The following is a 15,115-nucleotide window of genomic DNA, read 5'->3' as shown; positions in this document are numbered from 1 at the left end:
TTCAGCCCCGGGTGGCGAAGAGGCAGATGGCGGCCGCGGCAGCCACGTTCAGTGACTCTTCTCCGCCAGGCTGGGGAATGCTGACGGTGTGGGCGCAGCGCGCCATCAGGGCCTCATCAACGCCCTGCCCCTCATGACCCAGCACCCAGGCGCAGGGCACTGGCAGTTGCGCCTCGCCCAGCACCAGGCCGGCGTGCGAGCTGGTGGCCAGCAGCGGCACGGTCAGGCCCGCCAGATCATCGGCCTGCAGCCCTTCCACCAGACGCATGGCGAAGTGCGCGCCCATGCCGGCGCGCAGCACCTTGGGTGACCAGAGCGCCGCCGTGCCCTTGATGGCCAGCACCTGCCGCACGCCAAACGCCGCTGCGCTGCGAAGAATGCTGCCGACATTGCCGGCATCCTGCAGTCGGTCGAGCACGAGGGTGGCGACGTCTGGCGCAATGGCCGGCGATTCGCCCAGGTTCATCAGCGCGCAGATGCGCGGCGGTGATTCCAGGGTGGTCAGGCCACGCATCAAAGCCTCGGGCACCTGCACCACTCGGCGTGCGTGATCGGCCCAGACGCGCCAATCCACCCGTGAGGCCCAGGCGGTGTCGGTCACCACCAGCGTGTCCAGCGCGCAGCCCCGCTGTAGTGCGGCGCTCACCAGATGATCACCCTCCAGCCACACCTGACCCGCCTTGCGATAGGCCGCGGGCTCGCCGGCCAGCTTGCGGATGCGCTGCAGCAGCGGGTTGTCCTTGGACGTGATCAATTCAGCGGTCATCAGACGCCCCCATCAACAAGGCCTGGCGAACCGGCCCGAAAGTTTGTCTGTGCACGGCAGCAGCACCGTGCGCGCGCAGGGCCGCCAGGTGCTCAGCCGTTGGATAGCCCTTGTGGGTGGCGAAGCCGTACTGCGGATGGGCCTGGTGCATGGCCTCACACAGGCGGTCGCGGTGCACCTTGGCCAGGATGGATGCAGCCGAAATGGCCTGCACCTTGGAGTCGCCCTTGACGATCGCCTCCGCCGGCACCTTCAGCACCGGCAGACGATTGCCGTCGACCAGCACCTTGGCGGGCAGCAGCCGCAAGCCTTCCACCGCCCGCTTCATGGCCAGCATCGTGGCATGCAGGATGTTGTATCGATCGATCTCTTCAACGGTGGCCTCGGCGATGCAGAAACACAGCGCCTTGGCGTGGATCTCGTCGAACAGCAGGTCGCGCTTGCGCGCGGTCAGCGTCTTTGAATCTTTCAGTCCCTGGATCGGGTGCAGGTCATCCAGGATGACGGCGGCAGCCACGACCGGGCCCGCCAGCGGGCCACGGCCGGCCTCGTCCACCCCGGCCATCAAGCCGTTCACTTCAAAGTGCAGTGGCATCTGTTCAACGGGCGAGAATTTTCGCGATGGCATCACTGGCTTTGCGCGCGGTGTCCTGGCGCAGGGTCTGGTGCAGTCGAAGGAAGGTCTGCTGCAGCGCTTCGCGGCGCGGTGCGTCGTCGAGCCAGGCCAGACCGGCCGACGCAATGGCGTCTGGCGTGGCGGCGTCCTGGATGAGCTCGGGCACGACAAAGTCGCGCAGCAGAATGTTGGGCAAGCCGTGCCAAGGCAACAGCGCCTTGCCACGCATGTAGCGGTAATTCAGCCAATGCATCGCATAAACGATGACCATGGGGCGCTTGTAAAGCGCGGCCTCCAGCGTGGCGGTGCCGCTGGCGATCAGCGTCAGGTCGCAGGCCGCCAGCACTTCGTGCGAGCGCCCGTCCACCAGCGTGACCTTCAGACCGGGCGCATGGGCAGCCAGCATCGGCTCAAGCAAGGGTCGCAAGCCCGGCACCACGGGAATGACGAAGGTCAGCTCCGGGCGACGCTGATGCATCAAGGCGGCGGCGGCCAGCAGGCGCGGCGCGATGTGGCGAATCTCGCTGCGCCGGCTGCCGGGCAGCAGCGCCACCACCGTGGCGGCCTCATCCAGATTCAGCGCCAAACGCGCGGCTGCCTGCGGCACCTCGAGCGACACACGATCGGCCACCGGGTGGCCCACGAAGGTGGCCGCCACACCGTGCTGCGCAAGCAACGCCGGCTCATGCGGGAACAAGCACAGCACGTGGTCAGCGGCCGCGGCCAGCTTCTTCACCCGGTCGGGGCGCCAGGCCCAGATCGACGGGCACACGAAGTGCACAGTCTTCACGCCGGCCGCTTTCAGGCTGGTTTCGAGGCCGAAGTTGAAATCCGGGGCATCCACGCCGATGAACAGGTCCGGCGGGTCGGCCAACAGGCGATCACGCAGGGCGCGCCGGATGGCCAGCAACTCACGCAGGTGCAGCAAGGCATCGACGTAGCCGAAGACCGACAGCTTCTCGCTCGGCCACCAGGCCTTGAAGCCCTGCGCCTGCATCTTCGGGCCGCCAATGCCAGCGGCGCTCAAGCCGGGCCAGCGCGCCTGCAAACCTTGCAGCAACAGGCTGGCCAGCATGTCGCCGGAAGCTTCGCCAGCCACCAGCCCCAGGCGGGGAGCCGGGGGCATCTCCGCCGGAGACGAATTCATTTCAGCGGACGATGCCGCGCTTGGCGCTGGCAATGAAATCGAGCATCACCTGCACATCACCTGCAGCTTCCGGCACCTCCGCCGACAGCGCTGCGATGGCCGACACGGATTGCTCCAGCGTCAGGCCCGACCGGTACAGCAGCTTGTGCATCTGGCGCACCACGCGGATGCGATCGTCGCTGAAACCGCGGCGGCGCAAGCCGGTCAGGTTGACCGCTCGGGCAGTCAGCGGGTTGCCGTCAACCGTCATGAAGGGCGGCACGTCCTGGGACACATGCCCCTGGAAGCCGATCATCGCGTGGGCACCGATCTTCACGAACTGGTGCACGCCGCTCAGGCCGCCAATCACCGCCCAGTCACCCACATGCACATGGCCTGCGAGCGTGGCGTTGTTGGCCAGCACGGTGTGGTCACCCAGGCGTACATCGTGAGCGATGTGCACGTAGGCCATGATCCAGTTGTCCGAGCCGATGCGGGTGATGCCCTCTTCCTTCATCGTGCCCAGGTTCAGGGTGCAGAACTCGCGCACGGTGTTGCGGTCGCCAATCACCAGCTGGGTCGGCTCGCCGGCATAGCTCATGTCCTGAGACACGGCGCCGATCGAGCTGAACTGGAAGAAATGGTTCTGCTCGCCGATGGTGGTTCGGCCCTCGACCACGCAATGCGGGCCGATGACCGTGCCGGCGCCAACGCGCACATGCGGCCCGACGATGCTGTAGGCACCCACGGCCACCGTGCTGTCGAGCTCGGCGGCCGGGTCAATCAGGGCGGTGGGATGGATCAAACCCATGCGCAGCCCCTTGATCAGCTGATCTTGCGCATCGTGCACATCAGCTCGGCCTCGGCGGCGAGTTCGCCGTCCACGGTCGCGCGGGCGCTGTATTTGTGGATGCCGGCCTTGACCCGCAGGATGGTCGCTTCGATGACCAGCTGGTCACCCGGCTCGACCGGGCGCTTGAAACGCGCACCGTCGATGCCTGCGAAATAGACCACCGTGTCGTCGCCCGGGTCGGTATCGGCCGAGGCGAAGGACAGCAGTGCGGCGGCCTGGGCCATCGCTTCCAGGATGAGCACACCCGGCATCACCGGACGGTGCGGGAAGTGACCGGTGAAGAACGGCTCATTGAAGGTGACGTTCTTCAGCGCCTGGATGCGCACGTTCTTTTCCAACTCCTGCACGCGGTCCACCAGCAGCAGCGGGTAGCGGTGGGGCAGGCGTTTGAGGATCTGGTGGATGTCCATGATCATGGTGTTATTTTCTTTTCCAGTGCGCGCAGGCGGGTTCTCAAGGTATGCAACTGACGCAGCGTGGCTGCGTTCTTTTCCCAGCTGCCATTGTCATCGATCGGAAACACGCCGCTGTACTGACCCGGCTTGAGGATCGAGCTCATGACGACGCTGGCCGCCGAGATATGGACGTTGTCACCGATCTCGAGGTGGCCAAGGATCATGGCCGCGCCACCGAAGGTGCAGCCGGCGCCGATGCGTGCGCTGCCTGCCACCCCGACGCAGCCGGCCATGGCAGTGTTGGCGCCGATGCGCACGTTGTGGGCAATCTGGATCAGGTTGTCGAGCTTCACGCCGTCAGACAGCACGGTGTCGTCGAGCGCACCGCGGTCGATGCAGGTATTGGCGCCCACATCAACGTCGTCACCGATCACCACGGTACCCAGTTGTTCGATCTTTTCCCAGCGGCCCTCGAATGGCGCAAAGCCGAAACCGTCCGCCCCGATCACCGCGCCGCTGTGGATGGTGCCGCGGGCGCCGATCCGGCAGTCATGGCCGAAGGCGACGCGCGAGGCGATGCGGGTGGCTGAGCCAACGACGGCATCAGAGCCCACCTCGGTGTGCGAACCGATGACCACGTGTTCACCGATGACGACGCGGTCACCGATCACGGCGAAGGCACCCACGGTGGCGGTGGGGTGGATGACCACGCCCTGCCCGATCACGGCGCTGCCATGCACGCCCACGGCGTCAGACTGGCGCTTGCGGGCCAGCCACCAGCGTGTCAGGCGGGCGTAGTAGAGGTAGGGATCGGGGGTGACGATGGCGCTGGCGCCTTCGGGCACCAGCGGCAGCATGTCGGCCCGAACCAGCACGCAACCCGCGCGGGTGGCCTGCAGCAGCGGCTTGAAACGCGCCTGCGCAAGAAAGCTCAGGCTGGTTTCGTCGGCTGATTCGAGTGAGGCAATGCGGGTGATGACGCGCTGGTCATCACCATGAAGCTCGCCGCCCAACCCACTGACGATGTCAGCCAGGCGGACCGGAGCGGTCGCGCCCGGGGTCATGGTCATGGCTCGCGGCGTGCGTTCACTTGCCGGCGTTGAGCGCGTCGATCACCTTCTTGGTGATGTCCACGCGCGGGCCGGCAAACACGACTTCCTGCAGGATCAGGTCGTACTTTTCCTGCTCGAAGATCTGCTTGATGACGCGGCTGGCGCGCTCGGTCACGGCAGCGAGTTCTTCGTTCTTGCGCTGGTTCAGGTCTTCGACCAGTTCACGGCGCTTGCGTTCGAAGTCACGTTGCTGCTCGCCCAGGTCGCGCTGGCGACGGCTGCGTTCGGCCTCGGCCAGCGTGGGGCCGTCCTTCTCGAGCTTTTCGAGGGCGGTACGCAGCTTGTTGCCGGTGTCGTTCAATTCGCCTTCACGCTTCTTGAACTCGGCTTCCAGCTTCGCCTGGGCCGCCTTGGCCGGCGTCGCTTCGCGCAGCACGCGCTCGCCATTCACGTAGCCGATCTTCAACTCTTGCGCCGACGCGCCCAGAGCGAAGGACACCGCAGCCGCAGCGGCAAAAAACTTCAGGAGCTTGGTCATCATCAAAAGGCCGTTCCGATCTGAAACTGGAATCGTTGGATTTTATCGCCCTGGAACGCCCGCAAAGGAGCGCCATAGCTCATCTTCAAGGGTCCAACGGGCGAGAGCCAACTCAGGCCGACACCCGCAGAGGCGCGAATGTCGGAAAGATTGCCCGACCGGCCGCGTTCGCGGTCAGCCGTGGTCACGCTGACGCTGCTGTCACGCCAGACATTGCCGGCATCGGCGAAGGCGAACAGACGCAGCGACTTGTCATTGCCGGAGCCCGGCACGGGCACGTACAACTCGGCATTGAGGTTCAAGCGCCTCGTGCCACCGTTGTAGGAGCCGGTAACGTCGGTCGCGCCGAGCGAGTTCTGCTCGAACACGCGGACAGAACCCAGGCCACCGCCGTAGAAGTTCTTGAACACCGGGTACGGCTTGTTGAACAGGCCATAGCCCAGGCCCAGTTCGCCATTGATGCCCAGCGTGTAGCGACCGTTGAACAGCGGGAAGTACTGCTGGTACTGCGCATTCACGCGGGCGTACGTCATGTCGCCGAACACGCTCATGTCGGTGTTGATGCGCTGATAACGGCCACGCATCGGTGAGATCGGGTTGTCACGCTCTTCGCGCGCCCAACCCACCGTCAGCGGGAACGCCACGCTGTTGTTGCCGAAGATCGACACGTGGTTCAGGTAGCTCAGCGGCACACCTGAGGAGGTACCGATGCGCATCTGTTCCGCACCGACACCGAAGAACACCGTGTCGACTTCCGTGAACGGCACACCGAAACGGATGGACGCGCCCGGCGTTGCCAGGCTGAACACATTGCCGATGGCGTTCACTGGCTTGGAGGTGCGGTAATAGACCTCGACCGCACGCGACACGCCGTCTTCGGTGAAGTACGGGTCGACGGTGCTGACCTGCAGGGCGCGCTGCAGGCGGCTGGTATTGACTTCGATGCCCAGGTAGTTGCCCGTGCCGAAGACGTTTTCCTTCTTGATCGCGGCGCTGAGCGACACGCGGTCAGCGCTGGAAAAACCAGCCGTCAGCAGCAAGCTGCCCGTGGGCTTCTCGGTGACGTTCAGTGTCAGGTCGACCTGGTCAGGCGAGCCCGGCACTTCATTGGTGTCCACCGCCACGTCGCTGAAGAAGCCCAGACGCTCGACGCGGTCGCGCGAGAGCTTGATCTTCTGGCCGTCGTACCAGGCCGATTCGAACTGACGGAATTCGCGGCGGATGACTTCGTCGCGGGTGATGGTGTTGCCTGCGATGTTGACGCGGCGCACGTTGATGCGTTGGCCCGGCGCGCTTTGCAGCACCAGCACCACTTGCCCGGTCTTGCGATCGAGCTCGGTGCGCGGCTCAACCTTGGCGAAGGCGTAGCCGTAAGCGGCATACAGGTCGCTGAACAGGCGGGTCGTGGCGGTCACGTCATCGCCGCGGTACGGCTGACCTGGCTCGACGCGGACCCGGTTGCGGAAGTCGTTCTCGCGGCCGAGGTAGTCGCCTTCCAGGCGCACCGAGGTGACCACGTAAGGCTGACCTTCTTCGATGGTGACAGCGACGTCGATGCTCTGCTTGTCCGGCGAGATCGTCACCTGCGTCGACTTGATGTCGAACTCCAGGTAGCCGCGGTTCAGGTAGAACGAGCGGATCTTCTCGATATCGGCATTGAGCTTGGTGCGGGCGTAACGGTCGGTCTTGGTGTACCAGGTCAGCCAGCCCGGCGTGGTCAGGTCCATCAGCTCCAGCAAGGTCGACTCGGAGAACGCCTTGGCACCCGAGATCTTGATGTCACGCAGCTTGGCAACCGAGCCTTCAGTCACGGTGAAGGTGACGTCGACGCGGTTGCGCTCAACCGGGGTGGCCGTGGTCACCACCTCAGCACCGTACAGGCTGCGGCTCAGGTACTGGCGCTTGATTTCCTGCTCGGCACGGTCGATCACGGCCTTGTCGAAAGGCTGACCTTCGGCGATGCCGCTGTCCTTCAAGGCCTTCGAGAGTTGATCCTTGTCGAACTCCTTCAAACCACTGAAGTTCACCGAGGCGATGAAGGAGCGCTCATCAACGACGATCACGACGACCTTGCCGTCGAGGTCGATGCGGACGTCCTTGAACAGGCCGGTTGCGAACAGAGCCCGCAGGGCGGCAGCGCCCTTGTCGTCGGTGTAGGCGTCACCCACGCGGAACGGCAGGGCACCAAAGACACTGCCGGGGTCGCCGCGCTGCAAGCCTTCGATGCGGATGTCACCGATGGTGAACGGCTCCACGGCGAAAGCAGGCTGGGACAGGCTGGCCACAGCCATCACGACACACGCGGGAATCGGGCGCATCAGGCTCGGGAAAGAGGGGTTTGGCATCGGAAGAGAATCACTGCAGGCCCAACTGGCGGGCCACGTCATTGGATAGGGCAATGGACATCATGAGCAGCAGCACAAATGCGCCACCACGTTGCAGCCACTTGAGCCACACGTCCGAGACCGGCCGGCCGGTCACCCCCTCGAACAGATAATACATGAGGTGCCCACCGTCCAGCATGGGCAACGGCAGCAGGTTGAGCACACCCAGGCTGACACTCACAGCAGCCAGAAAGTTCAGATAGTCGGCGAGACCTCGTTGCGCGGTCTCGCCGGCAGCGTCGGCGATGGTCAATGGACCGCTGAGGTTCTTGATGGACGCCTGACCGATCAACATGCGGCCGAGCGTCTTCAAGCTCAGCGACGCGGTGTCGACCATGCGCGTCCAGCCGCGCTCCAGGCCATCGATCAGCCCGCGCTGGACTGTGACCATCGCGACGGCGCCACCCACACCGGCGTCAATGCGCCCGAGCGTCTGGCCGCCTTCCGTGACCGCACGCGGCGTGACCGACACCTCGAGGCGCTGGCCATGTCGCTCCACCAGCCACGTCGTTGTTCGTCCGGCGGCGCCACGCACACGGTCGATCAGGCTCTGGGCATCAGCGACGACGGCGCCGTCGATCGACAGCACGCGGTCACCGCGCAGCAGGCCGGCCTTGGCGGCCGGGCCCGCCGTCTTGACATCATTCAGTACCGGGTCACGGTAGACCCCCGTCAAGCCGATGCGCTGCATCGTTGGCAAGTCGATTTCGCTGCCCACGGGCAAGCGGTCCAGCGGCAGCACCACCTGCCGCGGGTGCGGGCCGTCCAGCTGCAGGCGCAGCGCCTGCCGGGCCAGCACGGCCTCGCTGAGTTGCCAGCGCCAATCCACCAGCGTGTCGATGTCTTCCCAGGCCTGATCGCCGATCGACACCGCGCGGACCAGATCGCCCGCCTGCACCCCGGCATCAGCCGCCATGCTGCCCACCACGGGCGAGGACATCAAGGCACGTGGCTCGGTGACGCCCGCCCACTGCGCGGCGGCGTAGACGAAGATAGCCAGGAGCAGGTTGGCCAAGGGGCCTGCCGACACGATGGCCACGCGCTGGCGCAAGGGCTTGCGGTCGAACGCCAGGCTCAACTCTTCCGGCGCCACCCGCCCCTCGCGGCTGTCGAGCATGCGGACGTAGCCACCCAGCGGCAAGGCACACAAGGTGAACTCGGGCGAGGTGGCGGTCGCAGGGCGGCGCCAGAGCACCTTGCCGAAGCCCACCGAAAACCGCAACACCTTCACACCACACCAGCGCGCCACCTTGTAATGGCCGTACTCGTGAATCACGACCAACGTACCGATGGTCACCAGGAATGCAAGCAGTTTGATGAGCATGGGTGGCTCAGCGAGCGATACGGGCAATCAGCGCGCGGGCATGCTGCCGCGCGCGGTCATCGAGTTCCAGCAGAGCCTCGACCGGCGCGCTGACATCCAGCCCCGGCACCACCTGCTCCAGCGCGTCGGCGTTCACCGCGTTGATCTGGTCAAAGCCGATCTGGCCCGACAGGAACGACGCCACCGCTTCTTCGTTGGCGGCATTCAAGATCGCGGTGCTGCCATGCGCCGACTTCAGCGCATCCCAGGCCAGGAAAAATCCGGGGAAGCGTGCACGCTCCGGCGCCTCGAACGTCAGCGCCTTGAGCGACAGGAAATCCAGCGTCGATGCGCCCGAAGTAATCCGCTCGGGGAACGACAAGCCATAAGCGATCGGCACCCGCATGTCGGGCGTGCCGAGTTGCGCGAGCACCGACTGATCGCGGCACACCACCATCGAGTGGATGATGCTTTGCGGATGGATCACCACCTTGATGTCGTCGGGCTGCAGGTCAAACAGCCAGCGCGCCTCGATCACCTCGAGGGCCTTGTTCATCATGGTGGCGGAGTCGACCGAAATCTTGCGGCCCATGACCCAGTTCGGATGCGCGCAGGCATCGTCGGGCGTGACTGCAGCCAGCGTCGCCGGATCGCGTTGGCGGAAAGGGCCACCCGAGGCGGTCAGCACGATGTGGTCAATGCGCGCAGCCCAGGTGCTGCGGTCTTCGGGCAGGCACTGGAAGATGGCGGAGTGTTCGCTGTCGATGGGCAGCAGCGTGGCACCGCCCTCCTCCACCGCCGACATGAACTTGGCGCCGCCCACCACCAGGGCTTCCTTGTTGGCCAGCAGCAGGCGCTTGCCGGCACGTGCCGCCGCCATGCAGGGCAACAGGCCGGCTGCGCCCACGATCGCGGCCATGACCACGTCCACATCGGGGTGCGAAGCCAGGTCCACCAGCGCCTGCGGGCCGGACAGCACTTCGGTGGCCGAGCCGGCCTCCTTCACCAGGCGGCGCAACTCGGCCGCAGCCGACGGCTCCGACATCGCAGCGAAGCGGGGCTTCCACTGCAGCACCTGTGCCAGCATGTCCGGCACGCGCTGGTGGCTGGTCAGCGCGAACACCTGGAAACGATCAGGGTGGCGAGCCACCACATCCAGCGTGTTCGTGCCGATGGAGCCGGTGGATCCGAGAATGCAAATCGACTGCTGGCGCATGGTGGCGGCTTCAGGTTGGAGAGTCAGGCGATTGACGCCAGGGCCATCACGGCGGGCAGCGCGGGCAACAAGGCATCCACGCGGTCAAGCACACCGCCGTGGCCGGGCAGCAGATGGCTGGAGTCCTTCGCACCAACGGCGCGCTTGGCCAGCGACTCGACCAGGTCACCCATCACGCTGAGCGTGCACAGGAAGATCAAGCCCACCACAAACCCGCCCCAGCCCAGCTGGCGCAGCACATGGAACACGCTGCCAGCCGAGCCAAACACCGCCGTCTCGTAGTTCAGCCAGATCAGGCCGAGCAGCAGGACGCCGCACATGCCCGACCAGACGCCTTCCCAGCTCTTGCCCGGGCTGATGGCCGGCGCCAGCTTGCGCTTGCCGAACGTACGCCCGCCAAAATAGGCGGCCACGTCAGCCATCCAGACCACGCAGAACGCGGACAGGATGAAATTCAATCCGCGAGCCTTGGCGGCCGCGAGCGCCAGCCAGGCCACGCACAACACGACCGTGCCGAGCACCACCCGCGCCGGTCGCGACAACGCCGGCCAGGCCGCAGGGCCTGCACGGAGTGCCATGGCACCGCCCAGCACCCAGCACGCGGTGGCGAGCCACCACAGTGCCGCGGGCGGTGAAGCGGCCCAGCCCACCTGCCAAGCCACCGCGCAGACCACGGCCACCAGGCCGCCAAGGGCGAGCGAAGGCAGTTGAGCGATGCCGTTCAGACGCCCCCACTCCCAGCCGGCGGCGCCAATCATCACCAGGGTCAGCAGGGCAAATGGCCAGACGGCGGCAGCCAGCAGCGCAGGCAGCAGCAGCGCCAACAACACCAGCGCCGTGATCACACGAGGAATCAGCATCGAGGGGTCAGGCGGGCGCCTGGTCCGAAGTGGTTTTGACGCCGCCAAAGCGGCGGTCGCGACTGGCGAAGACCCCGAAGGCGCGATCAATTTCGTCGCCATCAAAATCAGGCCAGAGGCAGTCGGTGAAGTAGAACTCCGAGTACGCCACTTGCCACAGCAGGAAGTTGCTGATCCGGACTTCACCACCCGTGCGGATGAGCAGGTCGGGGTCGGGGGCATGCGCCATCGACATGTGCTGCGACAGTGCGGCCTCGGTGAGGGCCTCCGGCGCGAGGCCTGATCGCATCACCTGCTGGCACGCCTGCAGGATGTCCCACCGACCGCCGTAATTGAAGGCCACCGTGAGCGTCAGGCCGGTGTTGGCTGCGGTGCTCGACTCGGCCTCAGCCCAGGCATTGCGCACCGACTCGGAGACCACACTGCGATCGCCCGCGATGACAATCCGGATGCCTTGTGATGCCAGCCGCTTCAGGTACTTGGCCACGCCGACCAGCACCAGGTTCATCAGACCGGAGACTTCCTCTTCGGGCCGTTTCCAGTTCTCGGACGAGAACGCGTAGAGCGTCAGGTAATCGACACCACGCTTCTGGCAATGGTCGATCACCTTGATGACCGTCTCCATGCCGAACTTGTGGCCGATGACACGCGGCATGAACCGCTTGCGTGCCCAGCGGCCGTTGCCGTCCATGACGATGGCAACGTGCCGCGGCACAGCCGGATCACGTGCCGCGGACACGCCCGTTGAATCGTTCAAGCTCATGGGCCTCAGACGGCCAGGATCTCGGCTTCCTTGCCCTGCACCAGCTTGTCGATTTCGGCAATGGTGCGGTCGGTCAACTTCTGGACTTCATCCTGGCTGCGACGCTCGTCGTCTTCGGTGGCCAGCTTGTCCTTGACGAGCTTCTTGACGAGTTCGTTGGCATCACGGCGCACGTTGCGCACGGCAATCCGCGCGTCTTCACCGGCGTTGCGCACGACCTTGGTCAGGTCCTTGCGGCGCTCTTCGGTCAAGGCAGGCATAGGCACGCGGATCAGGTCACCCTGCGACGACGGGTTAAGGCCCAGGTCGGATTCGCGGATGGCCTTTTCGATCTTGGCGCCCATGGGCTTTTCCCAGGGCTGGACGCTGATGGTGCGCGAGTCCAGCAGGCTGACGTTCGCCACCTGGCTGATGGGCACCATCGAGCCGTAGTACTCGACCTGCACATGGTCGAGGATGCCGGGGTGGGCGCGGCCGGTCCGGATCTTCTGCAGTTCGGTCTTGAAGGACTCGATCGAGCGGGCCATCTTGGCCTCGGCGTTCTTCTTGATTTCAGCGGTCGTCATGGCAGATCTCCAGAGTCGGTCAGACGTGCACCAGCGTGCCTTCGTCCTCGCCCAAGACCACGCGCTTCAGCGCACCCGGCTTGAAGATCGAGAACACCTTGATGGGCAGCTTCTGGTCACGGCACAGGGCGAACGCGGTCGCGTCGAGCACCTGCAGGTTTTGAGCAATCGCATCGTCGAAACTGATGCTCGTGTAGCGGGTCGCGGTGGGATCCTTCTTGGGATCGGCGGTGTAGACACCGTCCACCTTGGTGGCCTTGAGAACCACCTGCGCACCGATTTCCGCGCCGCGCAGGGCAGCAGCGGTGTCGGTGGTGAAGAAGGGGTTGCCGGTGCCTGCGGCAAACACGACGACCTTGCCTTCTTCCAGATATTGCAGCGCCTTCGGGCGCACGTAGGGCTCTACCACCTGGTCGATGGCGATGGCCGACATGACACGGGCGGTCATGCCTTCCTGGCGCATGGTGTCTGCCAGCGCCAGCGAGTTCATCACCGTGGCCAGCATGCCCATGTAGTCGGCGGTGGCCCGGTCCATGCCGACCGAGCCGCCAGCGACACCACGGAAGATGTTGCCGCCACCGATCACCACAGCGACTTCACAGCCAAGCTGGGTAACCTCCTGCACTTCCCTGACCATCCGGACGATGGTGGCCCGGTTGATGCCGTAGGCATCGTCGCCCATCAGGGCTTCACCGGAAAGTTTGAGCAGGATGCGTTTGTACGCCGGCATGCGGATTCCCCCGTGGGTGTGGATCTTTTGAATCAGTAACAGTGTACGCGGCCACCCCGGTAAGGGCAGCCGCGCACGTCAGGCCGAACGCTCAGGCGCCCTTGGCGGCAGCCACTTGGGCAGCCACTTCAGCAGCGAAGTCGTCAACCTTCTTCTCGATGCCTTCACCGACCACGTACAGGGTGAAACCCTTCACGTCGGTCGAAGCAGCCTTGAGCATCTGCTCAACGGTCAGCTTGTCGTTCTTCACGAACGACTGGTTGAACAGCGAGACTTCCTTCAGGAACTTCTGCACCGAGCCTTCAACCATCTTGGCGACGATTTCGGCCGGCTTGCCCGATTCAGCAGCCTTCTCGGCAGCGATCTTGCGTTCCTTCTCCACCAGTTCGGCAGGCACGTCGGCTTGCGACAGCGAGACCGGCTTCATGGCGGCGACGTGCATGGCAACGTCCTTGGCAGCCACTTCGTCACCGGTGAACTCGACGACCACGCCGATGCGGGTGCCGTGCAGGTAGCTGGCCAGGTTGCCGCCGTTGGACCAACGCTTGAAGCGACGGAACGACATGTTCTCGCCGATCTTGCCGATCAGGCCCTTGCGCACGTCTTCCAGGGTCGGGCCGAAGCTGTCTTGCTCGTACGGCAGGGCGCCGAGGGCCTCGACGTCAGCCGGACCGTGAGCAGCGATCAGCTCGGCAGCAGCCTTGGCCAGAGCCAGGAAGCTGTCGTTCTTGGTCACGAAGTCGGTTTCGCAGTTGACTTCGATCATGGCGCCGGTGGTGCCATTCACGGCTGCGGCGATGACGCCTTCAGCGGTCACGCGGGAAGCGGCCTTGCCAGCCTTGCTGCCCAGCTTGACACGCAGGATTTCTTCGGCGCGGGCCATGTCGCCCTCAGCCTCGGTCAGTGCCTTCTTGCACTCCATCATCGGCGCGTCGGTCTTGCCACGCAGTTCGGCGACCATGCCGGCGGTGATTGCTGCCATTTTCAATTTCTCCGTTGCTAGAACAGCCCACCCGGGTGGGCCGTCGTGAGTTCCGCAAATCGCATCAGGGGTGTGAAAAAGGGGCCATGAAAGCCCCTGTTTCACGTGCGCTCAAAGGCGCAACGATCAGGCTTGTTCGTTGACTTCAACGAACTCGTCGCCGTCAGCCGCCACGGCTTGCACCAGGTCGGCGCCGGCGTTGGCCTTGCCTTCCAGGACAGCGTCAGCAACTGCCTTGGCGTACAGCGCCACGGCCTTGGCCGAGTCGTCGTTGCCAGGGATGATGTAGTCCACGCCTTCAGGCGAGTGGTTGGTGTCAACCACGCCGATCACCGGGATGCCCAGCTTCTTGGCTTCGGCCACGGCGATCTTGTGGAAACCCACGTCGATCACGAACATGGCGTCCGGCAGGGCAGCCATGTCCTGGATGCCGCCGATGTCCTTCTCGAGCTTGGCCAGCTCACGGTCGAACATCAGGGCTTCCTTCTTGATGCGCAGCTCGGCGCCGGCATCCTTCTGGGCTTGCATGTCCTTCAGCTTCTTCAGCGAACCCTTGACCGTCTTGAAGTTGGTCAGCATGCCGCCCAGCCAACGCTGGTCAACATAGGGCATGCCGGCGCGCTGGGCTTCCAGGGCGACGACTTCGCGAGCTTGACGCTTGGTGCCAACGATCAGGATCGTGCCGCGCTTGGAAGCAAGCTGGCGCACGAACTTCATCGCTTCCTCGAACTTGGGCAGCGTCTTTTCGAGGTTGATGATGTGAATCTTGTTGCGATGGCCGTAGATATACGGGGCCATCTTGGGATTCCAGAAGCGGGTTTGGTGACCAAAGTGGACGCCGGCTTCCAGCATCTCGCGCATTGAAACGGACATAGTTACTCCGAAGGTTAAGTCTAGAATTCCGGCTTGAATCGCGGGCCTTTTACCTCTGTAAACAGGCACCTGCGACACCTTTTGTAGCCGGG

At 64.8% G+C, this 15,115-nt stretch carries 16 protein-coding genes; all 16 read right to left on the bottom strand.

All coding sequences use genetic code 11. The features are described from left to right. Position 1: 1 nt before the first annotated feature. Positions 2–766, bottom strand: a complete 765-nt coding sequence (locus AACH00_RS06880; protein WP_341398340.1) for a TrmH family RNA methyltransferase — start codon at positions 764–766, stop codon at positions 2–4. After that, positions 756–1,394, bottom strand: a complete 639-nt coding sequence (gene rnhB, locus AACH00_RS06875) for a ribonuclease HII (protein ID WP_341398339.1) — start codon at positions 1,392–1,394, stop codon at positions 756–758. Before rnhB ends, AACH00_RS06880 begins: the two co-directional genes overlap by 11 nt. Next, entirely contained in the window at positions 1,366–2,508 is a 1,143-nt protein-coding gene (gene lpxB, locus AACH00_RS06870; RefSeq protein ID WP_341398338.1) for a lipid-A-disaccharide synthase, read from the bottom strand. Before lpxB ends, rnhB begins: the two co-directional genes overlap by 29 nt. A 22-nt stretch (positions 2,509–2,530) precedes the next feature. Continuing rightward, the gene (lpxA, locus tag AACH00_RS06865; RefSeq protein WP_341398337.1) at positions 2,531–3,319 is read right to left on the bottom strand and encodes an acyl-ACP--UDP-N-acetylglucosamine O-acyltransferase; all 789 of its coding nucleotides are present in this window, start codon (positions 3,317–3,319) and stop codon (positions 2,531–2,533) included. Positions 3,320–3,333: 14 nt separating this feature from the next. Continuing rightward, positions 3,334–3,777 carry a 3-hydroxyacyl-ACP dehydratase FabZ gene (gene fabZ, locus AACH00_RS06860; protein WP_341398336.1) on the bottom strand — a complete coding sequence of 148 codons (444 nt, stop codon included), beginning with the start codon at positions 3,775–3,777 and terminating at the stop codon, positions 3,334–3,336. Beyond that, positions 3,774–4,820 (bottom strand): UDP-3-O-(3-hydroxymyristoyl)glucosamine N-acyltransferase, encoded by a 1,047-nt coding sequence (lpxD, locus tag AACH00_RS06855; RefSeq protein WP_423221912.1) that lies wholly within the window; start codon positions 4,818–4,820, stop codon positions 3,774–3,776. Before lpxD ends, fabZ begins: the two co-directional genes overlap by 4 nt. 22 nt (positions 4,821–4,842) lie before the next feature. Next, on the bottom strand, positions 4,843–5,346 hold the full coding sequence (locus AACH00_RS06850; RefSeq protein ID WP_341398469.1) for an OmpH/Skp family outer membrane protein: 504 nt from the start codon (positions 5,344–5,346) through the stop codon (positions 4,843–4,845). Positions 5,347–5,348: 2 nt separating this feature from the next. Further along, positions 5,349–7,691 (bottom strand): outer membrane protein assembly factor BamA, encoded by a 2,343-nt coding sequence (gene bamA / locus AACH00_RS06845; RefSeq protein ID WP_341398334.1) that lies wholly within the window; start codon positions 7,689–7,691, stop codon positions 5,349–5,351. A gap of 10 nt (positions 7,692–7,701) precedes the next feature. Next, the gene (rseP, locus tag AACH00_RS06840) at positions 7,702–9,054 is read right to left on the bottom strand and encodes an RIP metalloprotease RseP (protein ID WP_341398333.1); all 1,353 of its coding nucleotides are present in this window, start codon (positions 9,052–9,054) and stop codon (positions 7,702–7,704) included. 7 nt (positions 9,055–9,061) lie between these two features. Next, on the bottom strand, positions 9,062–10,249 hold the full coding sequence (gene ispC, locus AACH00_RS06835) for a 1-deoxy-D-xylulose-5-phosphate reductoisomerase (RefSeq protein ID WP_341398332.1): 1,188 nt from the start codon (positions 10,247–10,249) through the stop codon (positions 9,062–9,064). A gap of 23 nt (positions 10,250–10,272) precedes the next feature. Next, on the bottom strand, positions 10,273–11,109 hold the full coding sequence (locus AACH00_RS06830; RefSeq protein ID WP_341398331.1) for a phosphatidate cytidylyltransferase: 837 nt from the start codon (positions 11,107–11,109) through the stop codon (positions 10,273–10,275). A 7-nt stretch (positions 11,110–11,116) separates the two neighbouring features. Further along, positions 11,117–11,872, bottom strand: coding sequence for a polyprenyl diphosphate synthase (uppS, locus tag AACH00_RS06825; protein WP_341398330.1), 756 nt, complete (start codon positions 11,870–11,872; stop codon positions 11,117–11,119). A gap of 5 nt (positions 11,873–11,877) precedes the next feature. Next, on the bottom strand, positions 11,878–12,438 hold the full coding sequence (frr, locus tag AACH00_RS06820) for a ribosome recycling factor (RefSeq protein WP_341398329.1): 561 nt from the start codon (positions 12,436–12,438) through the stop codon (positions 11,878–11,880). A 19-nt stretch (positions 12,439–12,457) separates the two neighbouring features. After that, on the bottom strand, positions 12,458–13,168 hold the full coding sequence (pyrH, locus tag AACH00_RS06815; protein WP_341398328.1) for a UMP kinase: 711 nt from the start codon (positions 13,166–13,168) through the stop codon (positions 12,458–12,460). A 91-nt stretch (positions 13,169–13,259) separates the two neighbouring features. Beyond that, positions 13,260–14,150 (bottom strand): translation elongation factor Ts, encoded by an 891-nt coding sequence (gene tsf, locus AACH00_RS06810; RefSeq protein WP_341398327.1) that lies wholly within the window; start codon positions 14,148–14,150, stop codon positions 13,260–13,262. Positions 14,151–14,276: 126 nt separating this feature from the next. Then, positions 14,277–15,023 (bottom strand): 30S ribosomal protein S2, encoded by a 747-nt coding sequence (rpsB, locus tag AACH00_RS06805; protein ID WP_341398326.1) that lies wholly within the window; start codon positions 15,021–15,023, stop codon positions 14,277–14,279. Positions 15,024–15,115: the final 92 nt, after the last annotated feature.

Origin of the sequence: Ideonella margarita, assembly GCF_038066635.1 — a bacterium.
GTDB classification, from domain to species: Bacteria; Pseudomonadota; Gammaproteobacteria; order Burkholderiales; family Burkholderiaceae_C; genus Ideonella; species Ideonella margarita.
Note: the sequence above shows the minus strand (reverse complement) of the source record. Positions and strands in the feature narration are given on the sequence as shown.

Coding starts and splice junctions, on each gene's coding strand:
- AACH00_RS06830 (WP_341398331.1), bottom strand. CDS start 11,109: ATGCTGATTCCTCGTGTGATCACGGCGCTGGTGTTGTTGGCGCTGCTG.
- lpxA (WP_341398337.1), bottom strand. CDS start 3,319: ATGGGTTTGATCCATCCCACCGCCCTGATTGACCCGGCCGCCGAGCTC.
- rnhB (WP_341398339.1), bottom strand. CDS start 1,394: ATGCCATCGCGAAAATTCTCGCCCGTTGAACAGATGCCACTGCACTTT.
- fabZ (WP_341398336.1), bottom strand. CDS start 3,777: ATGATCATGGACATCCACCAGATCCTCAAACGCCTGCCCCACCGCTAC.
- lpxD (WP_423221912.1), bottom strand. CDS start 4,820: ATGACCCCGGGCGCGACCGCTCCGGTCCGCCTGGCTGACATCGTCAGT.
- AACH00_RS06880 (WP_341398340.1), bottom strand. CDS start 766: ATGACCGCTGAATTGATCACGTCCAAGGACAACCCGCTGCTGCAGCGC.
- ispC (WP_341398332.1), bottom strand. CDS start 10,249: ATGCGCCAGCAGTCGATTTGCATTCTCGGATCCACCGGCTCCATCGGC.
- rpsB (WP_341398326.1), bottom strand. CDS start 15,023: ATGTCCGTTTCAATGCGCGAGATGCTGGAAGCCGGCGTCCACTTTGGT.
- pyrH (WP_341398328.1), bottom strand. CDS start 13,168: ATGCCGGCGTACAAACGCATCCTGCTCAAACTTTCCGGTGAAGCCCTG.
- tsf (WP_341398327.1), bottom strand. CDS start 14,150: ATGGCAGCAATCACCGCCGGCATGGTCGCCGAACTGCGTGGCAAGACC.
- bamA (WP_341398334.1), bottom strand. CDS start 7,691: ATGCCAAACCCCTCTTTCCCGAGCCTGATGCGCCCGATTCCCGCGTGT.
- uppS (WP_341398330.1), bottom strand. CDS start 11,872: ATGAGCTTGAACGATTCAACGGGCGTGTCCGCGGCACGTGATCCGGCT.
- rseP (WP_341398333.1), bottom strand. CDS start 9,054: ATGCTCATCAAACTGCTTGCATTCCTGGTGACCATCGGTACGTTGGTC.
- lpxB (WP_341398338.1), bottom strand. CDS start 2,508: ATGCCCCCGGCTCCCCGCCTGGGGCTGGTGGCTGGCGAAGCTTCCGGC.
- AACH00_RS06850 (WP_341398469.1), bottom strand. CDS start 5,346: ATGACCAAGCTCCTGAAGTTTTTTGCCGCTGCGGCTGCGGTGTCCTTC.
- frr (WP_341398329.1), bottom strand. CDS start 12,438: ATGACGACCGCTGAAATCAAGAAGAACGCCGAGGCCAAGATGGCCCGC.